The organism is Burkholderia thailandensis E264 (assembly GCF_000012365.1).
Classification (GTDB): domain Bacteria; phylum Pseudomonadota; class Gammaproteobacteria; order Burkholderiales; family Burkholderiaceae; genus Burkholderia; species Burkholderia thailandensis.
Map to the genome: position 1 here is coordinate 2,991,766 of NC_007651.1, position 18,154 is coordinate 3,009,919.

Here is an 18,154-nt window from a genome sequence, read left to right on the forward strand (position 1 = left end):
TGAATCGAACCATGCTCTTGCGAAAACTTTTCGGCTTCGTCGCGACAGCCGCCATCCTCATCGTCGCGATCCTGATCGGGCGCACGCTGTGGGTCCATTACATGGACGAGCCGTGGACCCGCGACGGCCGCGTGCGCGCGGAGATCGTCAACGTCGCGCCCGACGTGTCGGGCGCGGTGGTCGACTTGCCGGTGCGCGACAACCAGTTCGTGAAAAAGGGCGACCTGATCATGCAGATCGACCCGTCGCATTACCAGATCGCGGTCGAGCAGGCGCAGGCGGCCGTCGCCGCCCGCCGTGCGGAGCTGCAGATGCGCCGCGCCGACGCCGCGCGCCGCGCGGATCTCGATGCGCTCGTCGTATCGAAGGAAAGCCGCGAGAACTCGATGCAGACCGCATCGAGCGCCGACGCGCAGTACCAGCAGGCGCTCGCCGCGCTCGACGCCGCGAAGCTCAATCTCGAGCGCACGCGCGTAGTCGCGCCCGTCGACGGCTACGTGACGAACCTGCAGGTATTCAAGGGCGACTACGCGACGGCCGGCCAGGCGAAGCTCGCGATCGTCGACAGCCATTCGTTCTGGGTCTACGGCTACTTCGAGGAAACGAAGCTGCCGCGCGTGAAGATCGGCGCGAAGGCCGAGATGCGGCTGATGAGCGGCGGCGTGCTCAAAGGCCACGTCGAGAGCATCTCGCGCGGCATCTACGACCGAGACAATCCGCAGAGCCGCGACCTCGTCGCCGACGTGAACCCGACGTTCAACTGGGTGAGGCTCGCGCAGCGCGTGCCGGTGCGCATCCATATCGACGAGGTGCCGAAGGATCTCGTGCTGTCGGCCGGCACGACCTGCACGGTGATCGTCGAGCCGGACGACGGCGGCAAGCGCAAGTCGTAGCGCGGCGCGCGGAACAAGCGGCGGTTCGCCGCGCGGATACGGCGCGGCGCGCAGCACGCGGCCCGCCGCGCACGACGCAAAAACGGCCGGCATGCGGTGGCATGCCGGCCGTTCGCGTTTCGGCGGATGTGCGGAAGAAAACGCGCCGGCCATGCCCGCCCGGCCGCCCGCCGAACGCGCGGCGCGCCCCGCTTCGGCGCGATGCGGCGCGACGGCCGCATCGCGCGCGCTCAACCCACCGCGTGCGCGGGCAAGTGAAAGCGCCCGACCATCGCCTTGAGCATCTGCGCCTGCTCGTCGAGCGAGCGCGCGGCGGCGGCCGCCTCCTCGACGAGCGCCGCGTTCTGCTGCGTGCCGGCGTCCATCTGCGTGACCGCGCGCTCGATCGCGTCGATGCCCGAGCTCTGCTCGTTCGATGCGGCGGAGATCTCGCCCATGATGTCGGTCACGCGCTTCACCGCGCGCACGACCTCGTCCATCGTGCGCCCGGCGTCCTGCGCGAGCACCGCGCCGTTCGCGACCCGCTCGACCGATGCGCCGATCAGCGCCTTGATCTCCTTGGCGGCCGTCGCCGAGCGCTGCGCGAGCGAGCGCACCTCGCTCGCGACGACCGAAAATCCGCGCCCTTCCTCGCCCGCGCGCGCCGCCTCGACGGCCGCGTTCAGCGCGAGGATGTTGGTCTGGAACGCGATGCTCTCGATCACGCCGATGATGTCGCGGATGCTCTTCGCGCTCTCGTCGATCTCGTTCATCGTCGCGACCACGCGGCCGACGACCGAGCCGCCCGCCTCGGCGACCGACGACGCGTTCGCCGCGAGCGCGCTCGCCTGACGCGCGTTCTCCGCGTTCTGGTGGACGGTCGACGTCAGTTGCCCCATGCTCGTCGCGGTGCGCTCGAGCGCGACCGCCTGCTGCTCGGTGCGCTGCGACAGATCGAGATTGCCCATCGCGATCTCGCCCGCCGCGGACGCGATCGCCTCGGCGCTCGCGGAAATCTCGCGCACGGTGCCGGCCAGGCCCTCCTGCATGTCGCGCAGCGCGTGCAGCATGCTGTCGCGATCGCGCGTGTCGAGCCTGATCGCATTCGACAGATCGCCGCGCGAAATGCTGACCGCGATCTCCTTCGCATACGCGGGCTCGCCGCCCAGTTGCGCGCCGAGCCGCCGCACGACCCACGCGGCGATCACGAACGCGAGCACGACGAGCGCCGCCGTCATCGCGGCGAGCATCGCGAACGATTCGCGGAATATCGCGCCCGACGCGTCGAGCGTCGCCTTCGACGCCTCGCCGCGCGCGTCGACGAGCCCGTCGACGAGCTTCTCGAGCTTGCCCGTCTCGACGAGCAGCGACACGTCCTGAGAGCCGACCTGCCAGCTCATCTGCGACAGGTCGAGCGGCTGCTCGCGCACGAGCTTCACGAAGTCGCGCAGATGCGTGCTCCATGTGCCCACCGCCGCGCCGAACGCCTTCATGCGCGCGGCGTCGTCGGCCGCGCCGTCCGCGTGCCGCTGCAGCGTCGCGAGCTCGGTGCCGATCGCGGCGAGCCCCTTGTCGATGTCCGCGCCGAGATCGTCTCGCTCCCTCGCGGTCGTCGCCGTGATCAGCATCTTCTGCGCGCGGCTCGCGCGCAGCACCGACGCGCGCACTTCCTCGGCCGCGCGGCTCGCGACGTGCCCCTGCTCGTACACGGATTTGATCGAACTGTTGAGCCGGCTGATCTGCGCGAGCGAAAACAGGCCGACGGCGAGCGTGCCGACGAGCAGCAGCGCGAACGCGGCGCGCAGCGTCGTCTTCACCGACCATGCGCGGCGCGCGCGGCGTGGCTTGCCGGGCTTGGGCGTGCGCCCGCGGTTCCCAGGCGCGTCGTCGGGCAGGAAGTGCTTGCCGTGCAGCGATACTCCTTTCATCGATGGATCCCCGTTCTGATGCTGCGGCCGAAAAGGCGGTTTCGGCATGACCGTCGGCGCTCACGCGATACGTCTCGACGGAATCTACGGCAGGCGCTTTTTTTTCTTGAGTGGGGTAAAACCCGCCGTTTCGGGCGCGACGCCCGGCGGAACGCCGCGCAAACGCTAAACACGCGGCCGGCGTGCGAATGCGCGCAACGGTCGCGCGCAGAATTGTCCGATTCGCGACAAAAGTTGGCCGGACATTGCCGATGAGCCACATTACACTTCGTTGACCCATCAAAGAAAAACACGTGCAGTGCCCTTTCGAGCACGCAGCGCCCCTTCCGAGACACTCGCATTCCTATGGAAACCAGCCTCGACAACCGCCCGTCCATTGCCCGTCCCGACACCTCGCCCGCACCGGCCGCGCCGGCCGCCGCCGTCTCTCGCACCGTCTACCCGGTGCTCGGCGCGATCAGCTTCTCGCATCTGCTCAACGACATGATCCAGTCGCTGATCCTCGCGATCTATCCGATGCTGAAATCGGAATTCTCGCTGTCGTTCGCGCAGATCGGCCTCATCACGCTCACGTACCAGATCACCGCGTCGCTGCTGCAGCCCGTGATCGGCTTGTACACGGACAAGCGCCCGCAGCCGTTCTCGCTGCCCGTCGGCATGGGCTTCACGCTCACGGGCCTGCTGCTGATGGCGTTCGCGCCGACGTTCCCGTTCCTGCTCGTCGCGGCCGCGCTCGTCGGCTGCGGCTCGTCGGTGTTTCATCCGGAATCGTCGCGCGTCGCGCGGATGGCGTCGGGCGGCCGGCACGGGCTCGCGCAGTCGCTGTTCCAGGTCGGCGGCAACGCCGGCTCGTCGCTCGGGCCGCTGCTCGCCGCGCTGATCGTGATCCCGCACGGCCAGCGCAGCATCGCGTGGTTCTCGGCCGCGGCGCTCGTCGCGATCTTCGTGCTCGTTCAGATCGGCCGCTGGTATCAGCGCCATCCGGCCGCGCGGAAAAAGGCCGCGCACGCCGCGCATCCGACGCTGTCGCGCCGCCAGATCGGGCTCGCGCTCGGCGTGCTCGTGATGCTCGTGTTCTCGAAGTACTTCTATCTCGCGAGCATCAACAGCTATTTCACGTTCTATCTGATCGACAGGTTCCACCTGTCGGTGCAGGCCGCGCAGATCCATCTGTTCGTGTTCCTCGCGGCCGTCGCGGCGGGCACGATCATCGGCGGGCCGGTCGGCGACCGGATCGGACGCAAGTACGTGATCTGGACGTCGATCCTCGGCGTCGCGCCGTTCACGCTGATGCTGCCGTATGCGAATCTGTTCTGGACCACGGTGCTGACCATCGTGATCGGCGTCGTGCTCGCGTCGGCGTTCGCGGCGATCATCGTCTACGGCCAGGAGCTGATTCCGGGCAAGGTCGGGACGGTTGCCGGGCTGTTTTTCGGGCTGTCGTTCGGCCTCGGCGGCGTCGGCGCGGCGGTGCTCGGCCAGCTCGCCGACGCGACGAGCATCGCGTTCGTCTACAAGGTCTGTTCGTTCCTGCCGCTGATCGGCGTGTTGACGGTGTTTCTGCCGAACCTCGAGGGCAGGAAGACGCTCGGCAAGCAAGGCGGCTGACGGGGCGGCGCGCGCGGCGCAACCGTCAACCGCTCGCGGCCGACGCGGCCGCGGCGGTCCTCCGTATGGTCGGTATGGTCCGGATGATCCGTGCGGTCCGCGCTGTCCGGATGGAGGACCGAGGAGCCCGGGCGGCGGGCGAAGGCGGTCGCGAGAGCGCACCGCCCCGCGCCGCATGCGGATCAAGCCACGCGCGCCTTCGCGTGCGCGGCCAGAAACCGCTTCAGGATGCCTGACGAATAGCTGCCGGCGATGTCGGTCAGGAACGTCGTGAACGATGTGCTCGCGTGATCGTCGGCGGTATCGGAGATCGTGCGGACGATCGCGCACGGCACGCCGTACTCGTGGCACACCTGCGCGAGCGCCGCGCCTTCCATCTCGACCGCGAGCGCGTCCGGCAGCGCGTCGCGCAGCGCGCGCACTTCGCGCTCGCTCGACACGAAGCGGTCGCCGCTGACGATGAGCCCTTCGTGCACGCGCGCGCCGCGCAGCCGGAAGCGCGCGTTCAGCGTCTCGCCTTCCTCGTCGACGAAGCGCGTGCAGGCCGCCTTCAGTTGCGCAGCGAGCGCCGCGTCGGCCGCGAAGCGCGTGAGCCCGAGCAGCGGCACCTCGAAGCGCGGAAAGAGCGGCGACGCGTCGAGATCGTGCTGCAGCAGCGCGCCGGCGACGACCACGTCGCCGACGCTCACGTCGCTCGCGACGCCGCCCGCGACGCCCGTGAACACGATCGCGCGCACGTCGAAGCGATGAATGAGCGCGCTCGCCGTCGCGGCCGCCGCGACCTTGCCGACCCGCGCGAGCGTGACGATGCACGGCACGCCGTGCGCGACGCCGACGTGGTACTCGCGCCGGCCGAGCGTGATCGTGTCGACGGGCCCGTCGGCGCGCATCGCGGCGACGAGGTCGCCCAACTCCTCCGGCAGCGCGGCAAGGATGCCGAGCGGCCGGTCGAAAGACGTCTGCTGATTCATTCGACCGCCTGCAGTTTCGCGACCGCCAGCGCGAGCCACTTCTCGCCGTGCCGCTTGAATTTGACTTGCGCCTTCGCGTCGGTGCCGCTGCCTTCGAGCGCGGTCACCGTGCCTTCGCCGAACTTCGTGTGGAACACCTGCTGGCCGATCCGCAAGCCGTTCTGCGCCTCGCGCTGCTGGTTTGCGAACGCGGGCAGCGGCGCGGACACCGCCGCGTCGACCACGCTCTCCCGCGCGCCGCCGCCCGGCCGCGCGAACCAGTCGCGGCCCCAACCGGCGTTGTCCGAGCGGCCGCCCCAGCGCGCGCCCGCCTCGACCTTCGGCGTGAGCCACTTGAGCACGTGCTGCGGCAGCTCGTCGAAGAAGCGCGAGCGGATGTTGTAGCGGGTCTGGCCGTGCAGCATCCGGCTCTGCGCGAACGACAGATAGAGCCGCTCCTTCGCACGCGTGATCGCGACGTACATCAGCCGGCGCTCCTCCTCCAGGCCGTCGGATTCGAGCGCGCTGTTCTCGTGCGGGAAGAGCCCCTCTTCGAGCCCGGTGATGAACACCGCGGCGAACTCGAGCCCCTTCGCCGCATGGACCGTCATCAACTGCACCGCGTCCTGGCCCGCCTGCGCCTGGTTGTCGCCCGCCTCGAGCGACGCGTGCGACAGGAAGCCGGCGAGCGGCGTCATCGCATCCGGGTTCTGCGCGGGATCGGCGAGGTTCGCGGGCGCGAGCACCGCGTCGGCCGGGTCGGCGCCGCCCGCGGCGAGCTCCGGCGCCGCGCTCGCGCGCGCATGCAGCGGAATCGAACGCGCGGGCGTGTCGAGCCCGTAGCCTTCCTCGGAGACGAACGCGGTGGCCGCGTTCACCAGTTCCTGCAGGTTCTCGAGACGATCCTGCCCTTCGCGCTCGCCTTGATAGAAATCCGCAAGGCCGCTCGCGCGCACGACGTGCTCGACCGTCTCGGGCAAGCTCATCTGCGCGGTTTCCGCGCGCATCTTCGCGATCAGGTTCGCGAACGACGCGAGGCTCGAGCCCGCCTTGCCCGCCACGTACGGGATCGCGGCCGCCATCGAGCAATCGTACAGGCGCGCGGCATCGGCGAGCTGCTCGATCGAACGCGCGCCGATGCCGCGCGTCGGGAAGTTGACGACGCGCGCGAACGCGGTGTCGTCGTTCGGGTTGTCGATGAGGCGCAGATACGCGAGCGCGTGCTTCACTTCCTGGCGCTCGAAGAAGCGCAAGCCGCCGTACACGCGGTACGCAATGCCCGCCGTCATCAGCGTGTGCTCGATCGAGCGCGACTGCGCGTTGCTCCGGTACAGCACCGCGACCTCGCTGCGCGCGAGGCCCGAATTCACGAGCGAGCGGATCTCCTCGACGATCCACGCGGCTTCCTGCGCGTCGGTGGCCGCCTCGTAGACGCGCACGGGCTCGCCGTGGCCCGCGTCGGTGCGCAGGTTCTTGCCGAGCCGGTGCGCGTTGTTCGCGATCAGGTGGTTCGCCGCATCGAGGATGTTGCCGTGCGACCGGTAGTTCTGCTCGAGCTTGATCAGGTTGCGCACGCGGAATTCGTTCTCGAAGTCGCGCATGTTGCCGACGTTCGCGCCGCGGAACGCGTAGATCGACTGGTCGTCGTCGCCGACCGCGAAGATCGCGTTGTGGCCGCCCGCGAGAAGCTTGAGCCACGCGTACTGCAGCTTGTTCGTGTCCTGGAACTCGTCGACGAGGATGTGCTTGAAGCGCGCCTGGTAGTGCGCGCGCAGCGGCGGATTGTGCGCGAGCAGCTCGTAGCAGCGCAACAGCAGCTCGGGGAAATCGACGACGCCCTCGCGCTGGCATTGCTGGTCGTACGCCTGGTACAGCTCGACGAACTTGCGGTTGAAGCTGTCGGTCGCGTCGACCTTGTCGGGACGCAGCCCCTGCTCCTTCGCGTTGTTGATGAAGTACTGGACGTTCTTCGGCGGGTACTTCTCGTCGTCGACGTTGGCCGCCTTCATCAGCCGCTTGATCGCGGAGAGCTGGTCGGCGGTGTCGAGGATCTGGAACGTCTGCGGCAGCCCCGCGTCGCGGAAGTGCGCGCGCAGCATCCGGTTGCACAGGCCGTGGAACGTGCCGATCCACATCCCGCGCGTGTCGATCGGCATCATCGCGGACAGGCGCGCCATCATCTCGCGCGCGGCCTTGTTCGTGAACGTGACGGCGAGCACGGTGGCGGGCGACGCATAGCCCTGCTGGATCAGCCACGCGATACGCGTGATGAGCACGCGGGTCTTGCCGCTGCCCGCCCCGGCGAGGATCAGCGCCGGCTCGTTCGGCAACGTGACGGCGGCGAGTTGTTCGGGGTTCAGATTCGCGAGCAGATCGGGCATGGAGAGAAAACAGTCGAGCGGGTGGACGCGGGCCTGACATTATAAATCGCGCGCGGCCCGCGCCGCCCGGGCGGATGCGCATCCATTTATAATCGAAGGTTTCCGCATCAATCACCCCATCTTTCGGCGAATTTCCAACCATGAGCGACACCACGCTTGCGAAGAGTTTCGAGCCCCAGACCATCGAATCCCAATGGGGGCCGGAATGGGAAAAGCGCGGCTATGCGACCCCCGCGCTCGACCCGAGCCGGCCGGACTTCTCGATCCAGTTGCCGCCCCCGAACGTGACGGGCACGCTGCACATGGGCCACGCGTTCAATCAGACGATCATGGACGGGCTCGTGCGCTACCACCGGATGCTCGGCCACAACACGCTGTGGGTGCCCGGCACCGACCACGCGGGCATCGCGACGCAGATCGTCGTCGAGCGCCAGCTCGATGCGCAGGGCGTGTCGCGCCACGATCTCGGCCGCGAGAAATTCGTCGAGCGCGTATGGGAATGGAAGGAGCAGTCCGGCTCGACGATCACGGGCCAGGTTCGCCGCATCGGCGCGTCGCCCGATTGGTCGCGCGAGTACTTCACGATGAACGACAAGATGTCGGAAGCCGTGCGCGAAGTGTTCGTCCGCCTCTATGAGCAAGGGCTCATCTATCGCGGCAAGCGCCTCGTGAACTGGGACCCCGTGCTACTCACCGCCGTGTCCGATCTCGAGGTCGTGAGCGAAGAGGAAAACGGCCATCTTTGGCACATCCGATACCCGCTCGCGGACGGCTCGGGCCACCTGACCGTCGCGACGACGCGCCCCGAGACGATGCTCGGCGACGTCGCGGTGATGGTGCATCCGGAAGACGAGCGCTACAAGCATCTCGTCGGCCAGCGCGTGAAGCTGCCGCTTTGCGACCGCGAGATTCCGATCATCGCGGACGACTACGTCGATCGCGAATTCGGCACGGGCGTCGTGAAGGTGACGCCCGCGCACGACTTCAACGACTACCAGGTCGGCCAGCGCCACCAGCTCGCGCCGATCGAGATCCTCACGCTCGACGCGAAGATCAACGACAACGCGCCCGCGGCGTACCGCGGCCTCGACCGCTTCGACGCGCGCAAGGCCGTCGTCGACGAGCTCGACGCGCAGGGCTTCCTCGAATCGGTGAAGCCGCACAAGCTGATGGTGCCGCGCGGCGACCGCACGGGCGTCGTGATCGAGCCGATGCTGACCGACCAGTGGTTCGTCGCGATGACGAAGCCCGCGCCGGAAGGCACGTTCCATCCGGGCAAGTCGATCACCGAGGTGTCGCTCGACGTCGTGCGCCGCGGCCAGATCAAGTTCGTGCCCGAGAACTGGACGACCACCTACTACCAGTGGCTCGAGAACATCCAGGACTGGTGCATCTCGCGCCAGCTGTGGTGGGGCCATCAGATTCCCGCGTGGTATGGCGAGAACGGCGAGATCTTCGTCGCGCGCAGCGAGGAAGACGCGCGCGCGCAGGCCGCCGCGAAGGGCTACGCGGGCGCGCTCAGGCGCGACGACGACGTGCTCGACACGTGGTTCTCGTCGGCGCTCGTGCCGTTCTCGTCGCTCGGCTGGCCGAACGAGACGCCCGAGATGAAACATTTCCTGCCGTCGTCGGTGCTCGTCACCGGCTTCGACATCATCTTCTTCTGGGTCGCCCGGATGGTGATGATGACGACGCACTTCACGGGCAAGGTGCCGTTCGAGACCGTGTACGTGCACGGCCTCGTGCGCGACGCCGAAGGCCAGAAGATGTCGAAGAGCAAGGGCAACACGCTCGACCCGATCGACATCGTCGACGGCATCGGCCTCGACGCGCTCGTCGCGAAGCGCACGACGGGCCTGATGAATCCGAAGCAGGCGGCGTCGATCGAGAAGAAGACGCGCAAGGAATTCCCGGACGGCATCCCCGCGTTCGGCACCGACGCGCTGCGCTTCACGATGGCGTCGATGGCGACGCTCGGGCGCAACGTGAACTTCGATCTCGCGCGCTGCGAAGGCTATCGCAACTTCTGCAACAAGCTGTGGAACGCGACGCGCTTCGTGCTGATGAACTGCGAAGGCCACGACTGCGGCTTCGACAAGCCGGAAGTCTGCGGCGCGGGCGATTGCGGCCCCGGCGGCTATCTCGATTTCTCGCCGGCGGACCGCTGGATCGTGTCGCTCATGCAGCGCGTCGAGGCGGACATCGCGAAGGGCTTCGCCGACTATCGCTTCGACAACATCGCGAACGCGATCTACAAGTTCGTCTGGGACGAATACTGCGACTGGTATCTCGAGCTCGCGAAGGTGCAGATCCAGAACGGCACGCCCGAGCAACAGCGCGCGACGCGCCGCACGCTGCTGCGCGTGCTGGAAACGGTGCTGCGCCTCGCGCACCCGATTATTCCGTTCATCACCGAGGCGCTGTGGCAGAAGGTCGCGCCGCTCGCCGGCCGCTATCCGGCGGGCAAGGCGGAGGGTGAAGCGTCGCTGATGGTGCAGGCCTATCCGGTCGCCGAGCCGAAGAAGCTCGACGAGGCTTCCGAACAGTGGGCGGCCGAACTGAAGGCAGTGGTCGATGCATGTCGTAATCTGCGTGGCGAGATGAACCTTTCCCCGGCGACCAAGGTGCCGCTCCTCGCGGCCGGCGACGCCGCGAAGCTGCGGGCGTTCGCGCCCTACGTGCAGGCGCTCGCGCGCCTGTCCGAAGTGCGCGTGCTGCCGGACGAAGCGGCGCTCGACGCCGACGCGCACGGCGCGCCGATCGCGATCGTCGGCGACAACAAGCTGGTGCTGAAGGTCGAGATCGACGTCGCGGCGGAACGCGAGCGCTTGTCGAAGGAGATCGCGCGCCTCGAGGGCGAAATCGCCAAGTGCAACGCGAAGCTCGGCAATGAGGCGTTCGTCGCGAAAGCGCCGCCCGCCGTGGTCGAGCAGGAGCAAAAGCGGCTCGCGGAGTTTCGGAATACGTTGACGAAACTCGGCGCACAGCTTGCACGGCTGCCGGCGTAACAATCCGTAAGGAATCTTGCGTTCACTATAATGCTGCAATCACCATTTGATTCGACCGAATCGATACGAGGAGCAAGGGTTCAATCATGTTGAAAGTCACCAAGGCGGTTTTCCCGGTCGCGGGCCTGGGCACGCGGTTCCTGCCCGCCACCAAGGCGAGCCCGAAGGAAATGCTGCCCGTCGTCGACAAACCGTTGATCCAGTACGCGGTGGAAGAAGCAATTGCAGCCGGCATCACCGAGATGATCTTCGTGACGGGCCGCAGCAAGCGTGCGATCGAGGACCATTTCGACAAGTCGTACGAGATCGAAGCGGAGCTCGAAGCGCGCGGCAAGGAAAAGCTGCTCGAGCTCGTGCGCAGCATCAAGCCGAGCCATGTCGACTGCTTCTACGTGCGCCAGCCGGAAGCGCTCGGCCTCGGCCATGCGGTGCTGTGCGCGGAGAAGCTCGTCGCGGACAACCCGTTCGCGGTGATCCTCGCCGACGATTTGCTCGACGGCGATCCGCCCGTGATGAAGCAGATGGTCGACGTGTTCGACCACTATCACAGCTCGGTGATCGGCGTCGAGGAGATCCCGCCCGAGGACACGAAGTCGTACGGGATCGTCGACGGCAAGGAATGGGAAGACTCGATCATCAAGATGTCGGCGATCGTCGAGAAGCCCGCGCCCGAAGTCGCGCCGTCGAACCTCGGCGTCGTCGGCCGCTACGTGCTCAAGCCGCGGATCTTCGATCATCTGCGCGCGCTCAAGCCGGGCGCGGGCGGCGAGCTGCAGTTGACGGACGCGATCCAGGCGCTCCTCGCGGACGAACAGGTGCTCGCATACAAGTATCGCGGCACTCGCTTCGACTGCGGCAGCAAGCTCGGCTATCTGAAGGCGACGGTCGAGTTCGCGCTGCGCCACCCCGAAGTGAAGACCGAGTTCGAAGCGTATCTGCGCTCGCGCAGCGAAACGCGGCACGACGCATGAACTCCCGCGCCGCGCGGCGGGCGGTGCGCATCATGCGCCGCCGCCGCGCGGCACGCACCTGTCACCGCCCCCCCGCTCAGTTCGCGCGAACGGGCTTCACCGACACGACGCCGGGTATCGCGTCGGCGTCGCGCTTCTTCGTTTCCACCAGCCAGCCCTTTCCGTCCGCAAACGGCACGCGCGCAAGCGCGCTGCGCACGAGCGCGGGCGCCGCGAGCAACGCATCGGGATGGCGGTCCTGCACGGCCGCCGACACGCGATACGCGTCGCTGCCGCTGCTGCGCTCGACGAAGCGCAGCGTCAGCACGTGCCGGTAGACCGTGCCCGCGAACGGCAGCCCGAACGGCGCGGGCCCGTCGACCGCGACGCATGCCGGCTGCTGCGCGCCGCCGCAGCCCGGCATCGTCAGCGCGACGGACGCCGGCTGCGTCGCATAGGCGATCGTTACCCGGTAGCGTGCCTGCACGCCGGACGCTTCGTCGAAGCCGCGCTGCGCGAGCTCGCGGCGCACGAGCGTCTCCACTTGCCGATAATCCGCGTTGTCGGATTGCGCGGCCGTCCGCGCGAAATCGTAGGTTCGCGCGCCCGCCAGCGCCCCCGATGCGCTGACGCCCGTCGTCACCGACGCGCATCCGGACAACAGTGCGGCCGCCAGCGCCGCCCCCGTCCACAAGACTTTCATAGCTTCTCCCATATCGCTGTTCGCCCCCGTCCTAGCCATCCGCCCGTGCACAAGCCCCACTCGCGCCGGGCGGTCGAATACTTGCGTCGTCACGCCAACGGCTCGTCGAGCGTCGGCAGCGACACGGTGATCGCGGTGCCGACGCCCGGCGTGCTGTCGACGCCGATGCAGCCGCCGTGCCGCACGACCACGGTCTTGACGAACGCCATGCCAAGCCCGGAGCCGGCGACTTCCGGACGCTCGTTCGTGTGAAACCGCTTGAAGCGCTCGAACAGATGCCGCTGATCCTCGAGCGAAATGCCGTAGCCCTGGTCGCGGATCACGCAATGCATGCGCTTCGCGCCCGGCTCGACCGATAGCGTACACGTGATCACCGTGTCCGTCGGGCTGTACTTGACCGCATTGTTCAACAGATTCACGAGCGCGCGGGTCATCAGCGAGCGGTCGGCGCCGACCCAGCACGGCTCGTCGCCGAACGACGTATCGATGCGGATGCGCTTCGCCTGCGCCTGCGGCCACACTTCGTCGCTCGCGTCGATCAGCAGATCGGCGAAGCTCACCGCTTCGAGCTGGTACGTCTGCGATTCCGCGCGCGCGAGCTGCACGAACTCGTCGGCGAGCATCAGCGCGCGCTGCGCGTAGCGCTCGATGCGCGCGAGCAACCCGCGCGTGTGCTCGGATTCGGCCCGCTGCCGTTCGATCTCGACGAGCGCGAGAATCGACGATTGCGGCGAGCGCATGTCGTGCGACAGCAGATGCAGCGCCTCCTCGCGCTGCCGCTCGGCCGCGTGCAGCGCGGTCACGTCGACGAGACTCGCGATCCAGCCCGTCACGTTGCCCTGCGCGTTCGTGCACGGCGCGTAGCGTAGCAGATGATCGAGGCCGCTCAGGTCGCGGACCTCGATGCCGCGCTCCATCACGTCGTTCTCGTAGTCGCGCGTCGGGTCGAGCGCGGCCGGCCAGTGCGAGCGGATCTCGACGTCCTGCTCGGCGTTGCCGTCGACCGTCTTCACGAACGACAATTCGCCGAATGCGACGCGCAGCGGCCGCCCTTCCGGCGCGGGCGCGCTCAGCCGCGCGCAGTAGCGCTTCGCCGCGTGGTTCGCGATCAGCACGGTGCCCGCGAGATCGGTCACGACGACGGGCTCCGGCATGCTGTCGAGGCTGTCCCACACGAAGCGCTTCATGTCCTGCACGCGCTGCGCGGCCTGCGCCATCAGCGCCATCTGCCGCTCGAGCACGTCTCCGCCGAATTCGTTGCGCTCGCGCGGCGCCTCGGGCAGCAGATGCGGCTCGTCGGCAAGGCGCTGCAGCTCGTAACGCAGGTACGACATCGTCATCTCGAGACGCCGCCAGTTCCAGATCGGATACGCGGCGATCAGCCCGAAGATCGCCGGCGCGGGCGACAGCCACAGCCGCGCCTCATAGAGCAGCGCCGCGCTCGACGCGACCGCGAGCCCGGCGAGGCTCAGCGTGAGGAGCAGCGAGCGCCACGGCGACAGCATCAGGAAGCCCGCGAGCAGCACGACGAGCGGCAGCAGCGACGCGCTGAACACGAGCCAGCCGGACACGGGCGAGATCGCGCGGCCCGTCATCAGCGTGTCGAGCACGCTCGCATGAATATAAACGCCCGGCAGCGGGCCGAACTCGCCCGAGATCGGCGTCGCGAAGCGGTCGTAGAGCCCCGAAGCGGTCGCGCCGACGATCACGATCTTGCCGCGCAGCTCGTCGGGGTTCACGCGGCCCGCGAGCACGTCGACGAACGAGATCGCCGGGTAGGTCTGCGACGCGCGGCTGAACGGGATGAAATAGCGGGACTCGCCGTTGTCGTCCTGCGCGATGTCGTGCGTGCGCCGCGCGATCGGCACCGGTTGCGCGAGCTTCAACTGGCCGTTCTCGAGCGCATGGAACACGGGCACCATCAACTGCGGCCAGCGGTGGCGGCCATCGCTCTCGAAGAGCGCGACGCTGCGCACGATGCCGTCGGGATCGACTTCGAGATTGATGTGTCCCGCGCCCGCGACATGCTGCGCGAGCACCGGCACGGGCAGATTGACGGTGCGCGTGCCGTCGCGCTCCTCCGGGCTCAGCAGCACGGGCAGGAACGTCGGCACGAGGTCGAGCGCCTTCGCGAGCGCCCGATCGTCGGCGGAAGGCTCGGTAAACAGCACGTCGTAGACGACGGCCGCCGGCTGCGTTTTCGCGAGCGCGTCGAGGAATTCCGCGTGGACGCTGCGCTGCCACGGCCAGCGGCCGAGCGTGTCGAGGCTGCGATTGTCGATCTCGACGATCACGATGTTCGACTCGATCGGCAGCTTGCGCAGCGTGAGCAGCCGATCGTAGATGATGCGGTCGACGCTCGCCGTCATCCGGCCCGCGACGCCCGCGAGGATCACCGCGACCCCGAGACAGCCGATCGCGATCCACTCGACGAGAAAGCGGCGGCCGAGCAGCCGCCGCCGTTGCGTGCGGTCGAATCTCATCCGCCGCCCATCAGCGCGCGATCGTGAATGCGTTGACCGCGCTGGCCTTTTCGTAGAAACGGCCGCCTTCGTAGCGCTCCGCGATCACGCTCCAGTAGTAGTCGCCCGGCTTCAGGTTCGACACGGCGATGCGCCCGCCCTGCACGTCGACCTGGTCGACGATCGGGTTGCTCAGATCCTTCGAGCGCGACAGCACGAAGCGAAAGCGCGTCGTGCCGGCCGACTGGCTGTCTTGCGTCGTCGACCAGCGGAACGCATAGCCGCCGTCGGCGGGCGCCGCCGACGCGTCGATGCCGAGGCGGCGGCGCTCGAACGCGTAGATGCGCGGCTGACCTTCGAGGCCGTTCGAATCGATCGCCGAGATCCGGACGAAGTAGGTCCCGTCAGGCACGTCGGCGAACGTCGCGCGCGGCGCCGTCACCTGCACTTCCCTAAACAGGTCGTACAGGCCCGCGTCGCGCGCGATCTCCACATGGTAATTCTGCGCGCCGCCGAGCGGCACGAGATCGAACGCGACCTGCGGATCATCCTGGACTTTCGCCGGATCGGCGAGCTGCGGCGCGCCGAGCAGCGCGATCGGGCTGCCGACGACGCCGCCCGCGCTCGTCACGTTGCCGAAGTTCGCATGGACGAGCGTGTCGGCCGAACGCTTCGCGCTCGGCGCGACGCCGACCGTGCCGTCAAGCACTTCGACTGTCGTCGACGCGCGGCCGTCCTTGTCGTAATTCACGCGAAAGCGCGTGCCGCGCACGCCGGCGACGACCGACGGCGAGCGGATCTGGAAGCGGTCGTCCTTCTTCTTCAGATGGGTGACTTCGCTGTCGACCGAGCCGCGGCGCAGATCGATCACGCGCTCGAGCGTGCCCGTGAGCACCGTGCGGCGCAACGTCGCGAGATCGATCTGGCTGTCGGGCGGCAGGCTCAGGTGCGTGCCGTCCGAGAGTTCGAGCGTGACGAACGCGTTCGCGCCCGTGCGCAGGCGGTCGCCTTCCGTGAGCGTCGCATCGACGGCGACGGGCGCGAACTGCGCGGAGCCGCGCCCCGCGCTCTCGACCGTGCCGTGCGCGGCGATCACCCGCGCCGACAGCCGCTCCTTGCGCAGCCGCGCGGCGGGCAGCTTCAGCACGACGCCCGGCTGCAGATGCTTCGGCACCGGCACGTCGTTCAGTTGCGCGACGAGCGGCCAGTCGTCCGACCCTTGCAGATAGCGGGCCGCGACGTCGTACAGCGTGTCGCCGCTACGCGTCGTGTAGTCGACGGTCTGCACGGACGGATTCTTTGTCGGCTGCGCGGCGGCGTGCTGCGCCGCACATGCCAACGCTGCTGCGCAGCACGCCGTCAGCACGTGCTTCGTCACGATCCCGCGTGCGCTCACTCGGCGTCCCCCTGCATCACGCGCTCGAGGCGGTAGCCGTATCCGTAGATCGGCGCGAGGCGGTAGCCGTTCTCCGGACGCAGGCCGAGCTTCGTGCGCAGCATCGAGATGTGCGTGTCCATCGTGCGCGACGGGATGTCGGTCGCCTGCTTCCAGACGAGATCGAGGATGTGCGCGCGCGACAGCGGCCGGTCGAGATGCTGGAACAGCAGCAGCGCGAGTTCGAACTCCTTCTGCGTGAGGCTCACCGGCTTGTCGCCGACGTACGCCTGCTTCAGGTTCGCGTCGAACTTGTAGTTGTCGAACTCGCGGATCGACGACTCCGCGTTGACGGGATACGCGCGGCGCAGCAGCGAGCCGATACGCGCGCGCAGGATCGGACCGGACACGGGCTTCACGACGTAGTCGTCGGCGCCCGCGTTCAGGATCTGCGTGATGCCCGCCTCGTCGTCGCGGCTCGTCATGAAGATGATCGGCAGGCGATGTTCGACCTGGTTCGCCCGCACCCACTTGAGCACTTCCTCGCCGGACATGTCCGGCACGTTCCAGTCGAGCACGAGCAAGTCGAAGGTCTCGCGCTGCAGCCGCTTCTTCAGCGCCTTGCCTTCCTTGAACGCATAGCATGTATGGCCCGCGGCCGTCAGCGTCTGACTGACAAAGTCCGTCTGGGCCTGATCGTCATCCAGTACAGCAATTCTCATAGCACCCCGCAAAACGAAATCCATTCAGGCTCCCGCGCCCGCCGTGCGGCAACGAGCAGGCCTGCGCGAGCCCCCGATTCGTCGTAACTAGCCATTATCGGCTGAATGGTGAAGGTTGTCCGGCGCGCCACGCGCGAACCGGTATTCTATGTGATCGATCGCCCCATATCTCAAAAACGGGGCACGCCTGAACGGCGTTTTCATGATGGTAGTATGAAAACGCCCGGAGATATGTGCGTACCGCCGCGTAATTATGTCAACGCGCGGCCAGCGCCACGGCGAGACAACCGTCAGGCAGGATCGATTTCGAGCACATCGGGTGCGATCGCACGCGGCGCGCGCTGCAAGGCTTCGTGCAGGCGGCCGCGCACGTGCTCCCATGCGGCGCCCGCGTAGTCCGGCTGCCCGGCCGCCCACGCGTGCGCGAGGTCGAACACGCGCTCGACGGTCGCGGCGCACCGCGTCAGGTCCGGCTCCGGGCCGCCGAGCGCTTCGCGCATCCATTCGGCGAGCCACGGCATTTCGTTCGCGCTCGAATCCGCATACGCTTCCAGCGCGGCGCGCGCATGCCGGTCATGCTCGGGGTCGAGCTCGACGCGCTGGATCGGCCGCGCCCGTTCGCGCACCCTGCCGTTCGGCTCGAACGGTATCCGAATCGTTCCCGATCTGAACAGCATGACCTCCCCCTGTTTGCCGCGGCGACATACACGAGCACGTTCTTTGCGATACGCCCCGCTCGCAGCCGCCGTGCGACACGGCGCAATTCTGCAGACGAGACTTGACAGCGCAGTATAGGCAACGTGCGCAAGAAGGTGGTTTAAGGATTGTTAGACGCGAAGCGGCACGAATGGCAGGCGAATGGCCGGCGGACGGCCGGGTTCCGCCGCTCGCGAGCGGCGCGCCCGATGCGCAGCCGCGCCGCGCGCCCGCGCGCGTCAGCGGCGGCGCATCAGAAAGACGAACGTCTTGTCCTGCGTCGTCGACGATTCGACGATCTCGTTGCCCGTCTGCTTCGCGAACGCGGCGAAGTCGCGCTGCGAGCCGGGATCGGTGGCTAGCACCTTCAGAATCTGGCCGCTTTCCATGTCGGCGAGCGCTTTCTTCGCGCGCAGGATCGGCAGCGGGCAATTGAGCCCGCGCGCGTCCACTTCCTTGTGAATGAGCATCGGCTTTCGACCTTCGAATGGCGCGCCGT

Annotated in this window: 13 protein-coding genes; 4 read left to right on the forward strand and 9 right to left on the reverse strand. The window is 67.9% G+C overall.

What is annotated here, in order from left to right; genetic code table 11:
• Positions 1–11 precede the first annotated feature (11 nt).
• Positions 12–893, forward strand: a complete 882-nt coding sequence (locus tag BTH_RS25590) for an efflux RND transporter periplasmic adaptor subunit (RefSeq protein WP_009891635.1) — start codon at positions 12–14, stop codon at positions 891–893.
• Positions 894–1,123: 230 nt separating this feature from the next.
• On the opposite strand, the gene BTH_RS25595 is transcribed toward BTH_RS25590, so the two are convergent.
• A complete protein-coding gene (locus tag BTH_RS25595) occupies positions 1,124–2,800 on the reverse strand; it encodes a methyl-accepting chemotaxis protein (protein WP_011402437.1) in 1,677 nt (558 codons plus the stop codon).
• A 345-nt stretch (positions 2,801–3,145) separates the two neighbouring features.
• Between BTH_RS25595 and BTH_RS25600 the strand changes: the two genes are divergently transcribed.
• Positions 3,146–4,408, forward strand: a complete 1,263-nt coding sequence (locus BTH_RS25600; protein ID WP_011402438.1) for an MFS transporter — start codon at positions 3,146–3,148, stop codon at positions 4,406–4,408.
• 182 nt (positions 4,409–4,590) lie between these two features.
• Here BTH_RS25600 and BTH_RS25605 read toward each other — a convergent pair whose 3' ends face one another.
• Positions 4,591–5,379, reverse strand: coding sequence for a 5'-methylthioadenosine/adenosylhomocysteine nucleosidase (locus BTH_RS25605; RefSeq protein WP_009891639.1), 789 nt, complete (start codon positions 5,377–5,379; stop codon positions 4,591–4,593).
• The gene (locus BTH_RS25610) at positions 5,376–7,739 is read right to left on the reverse strand and encodes a UvrD-helicase domain-containing protein (protein ID WP_009891641.1); all 2,364 of its coding nucleotides are present in this window, start codon (positions 7,737–7,739) and stop codon (positions 5,376–5,378) included. The genes BTH_RS25605 and BTH_RS25610 overlap by 4 nt, the downstream gene beginning before the upstream one ends.
• 140 nt (positions 7,740–7,879) lie before the next feature.
• Between BTH_RS25610 and BTH_RS25615 the strand changes: the two genes are divergently transcribed.
• Both BTH_RS25615 and galU read left to right on the forward strand, forming a co-directional pair.
• Complete coding sequence (locus BTH_RS25615) at positions 7,880–10,747, forward strand: valine--tRNA ligase (protein ID WP_009891643.1); 2,868 nt, start codon at positions 7,880–7,882, stop codon at positions 10,745–10,747.
• A gap of 86 nt (positions 10,748–10,833) precedes the next feature.
• Entirely contained in the window at positions 10,834–11,718 is an 885-nt protein-coding gene (gene galU / locus BTH_RS25620; RefSeq protein ID WP_009891646.1) for a UTP--glucose-1-phosphate uridylyltransferase GalU, read from the forward strand.
• Between the two features lie 76 nt (positions 11,719–11,794).
• On the opposite strand, the gene BTH_RS25625 is transcribed toward galU, so the two are convergent.
• The 6 genes from BTH_RS25625 to BTH_RS25650 all read right to left on the reverse strand — a co-directional run bounded on the left by BTH_RS25625 (position 11,795) and on the right by BTH_RS25650 (position 18,125).
• The gene (locus BTH_RS25625) at positions 11,795–12,400 is read right to left on the reverse strand and encodes a DUF4136 domain-containing protein (RefSeq protein WP_009891648.1); all 606 of its coding nucleotides are present in this window, start codon (positions 12,398–12,400) and stop codon (positions 11,795–11,797) included.
• Between the two features lie 89 nt (positions 12,401–12,489).
• Entirely contained in the window at positions 12,490–14,883 is a 2,394-nt protein-coding gene (locus BTH_RS25630; RefSeq protein ID WP_009891650.1) for a CHASE2 domain-containing protein, read from the reverse strand.
• Positions 14,884–14,893: 10 nt separating this feature from the next.
• Positions 14,894–16,258 (reverse strand): FecR domain-containing protein, encoded by a 1,365-nt coding sequence (locus BTH_RS25635; protein WP_009891653.1) that lies wholly within the window; start codon positions 16,256–16,258, stop codon positions 14,894–14,896.
• On the reverse strand, positions 16,255–16,959 hold the full coding sequence (locus BTH_RS25640) for a response regulator transcription factor (RefSeq protein WP_004193573.1): 705 nt from the start codon (positions 16,957–16,959) through the stop codon (positions 16,255–16,257). The genes BTH_RS25635 and BTH_RS25640 overlap by 4 nt, the downstream gene beginning before the upstream one ends.
• A 290-nt stretch (positions 16,960–17,249) precedes the next feature.
• Positions 17,250–17,636, reverse strand: a complete 387-nt coding sequence (locus BTH_RS25645; RefSeq protein WP_009891660.1) for a hypothetical protein — start codon at positions 17,634–17,636, stop codon at positions 17,250–17,252.
• Positions 17,637–17,894: 258 nt separating this feature from the next.
• Positions 17,895–18,125, reverse strand: coding sequence for a sulfurtransferase TusA family protein (locus BTH_RS25650; RefSeq protein ID WP_004193727.1), 231 nt, complete (start codon positions 18,123–18,125; stop codon positions 17,895–17,897).
• Positions 18,126–18,154 lie beyond the last annotated feature (29 nt).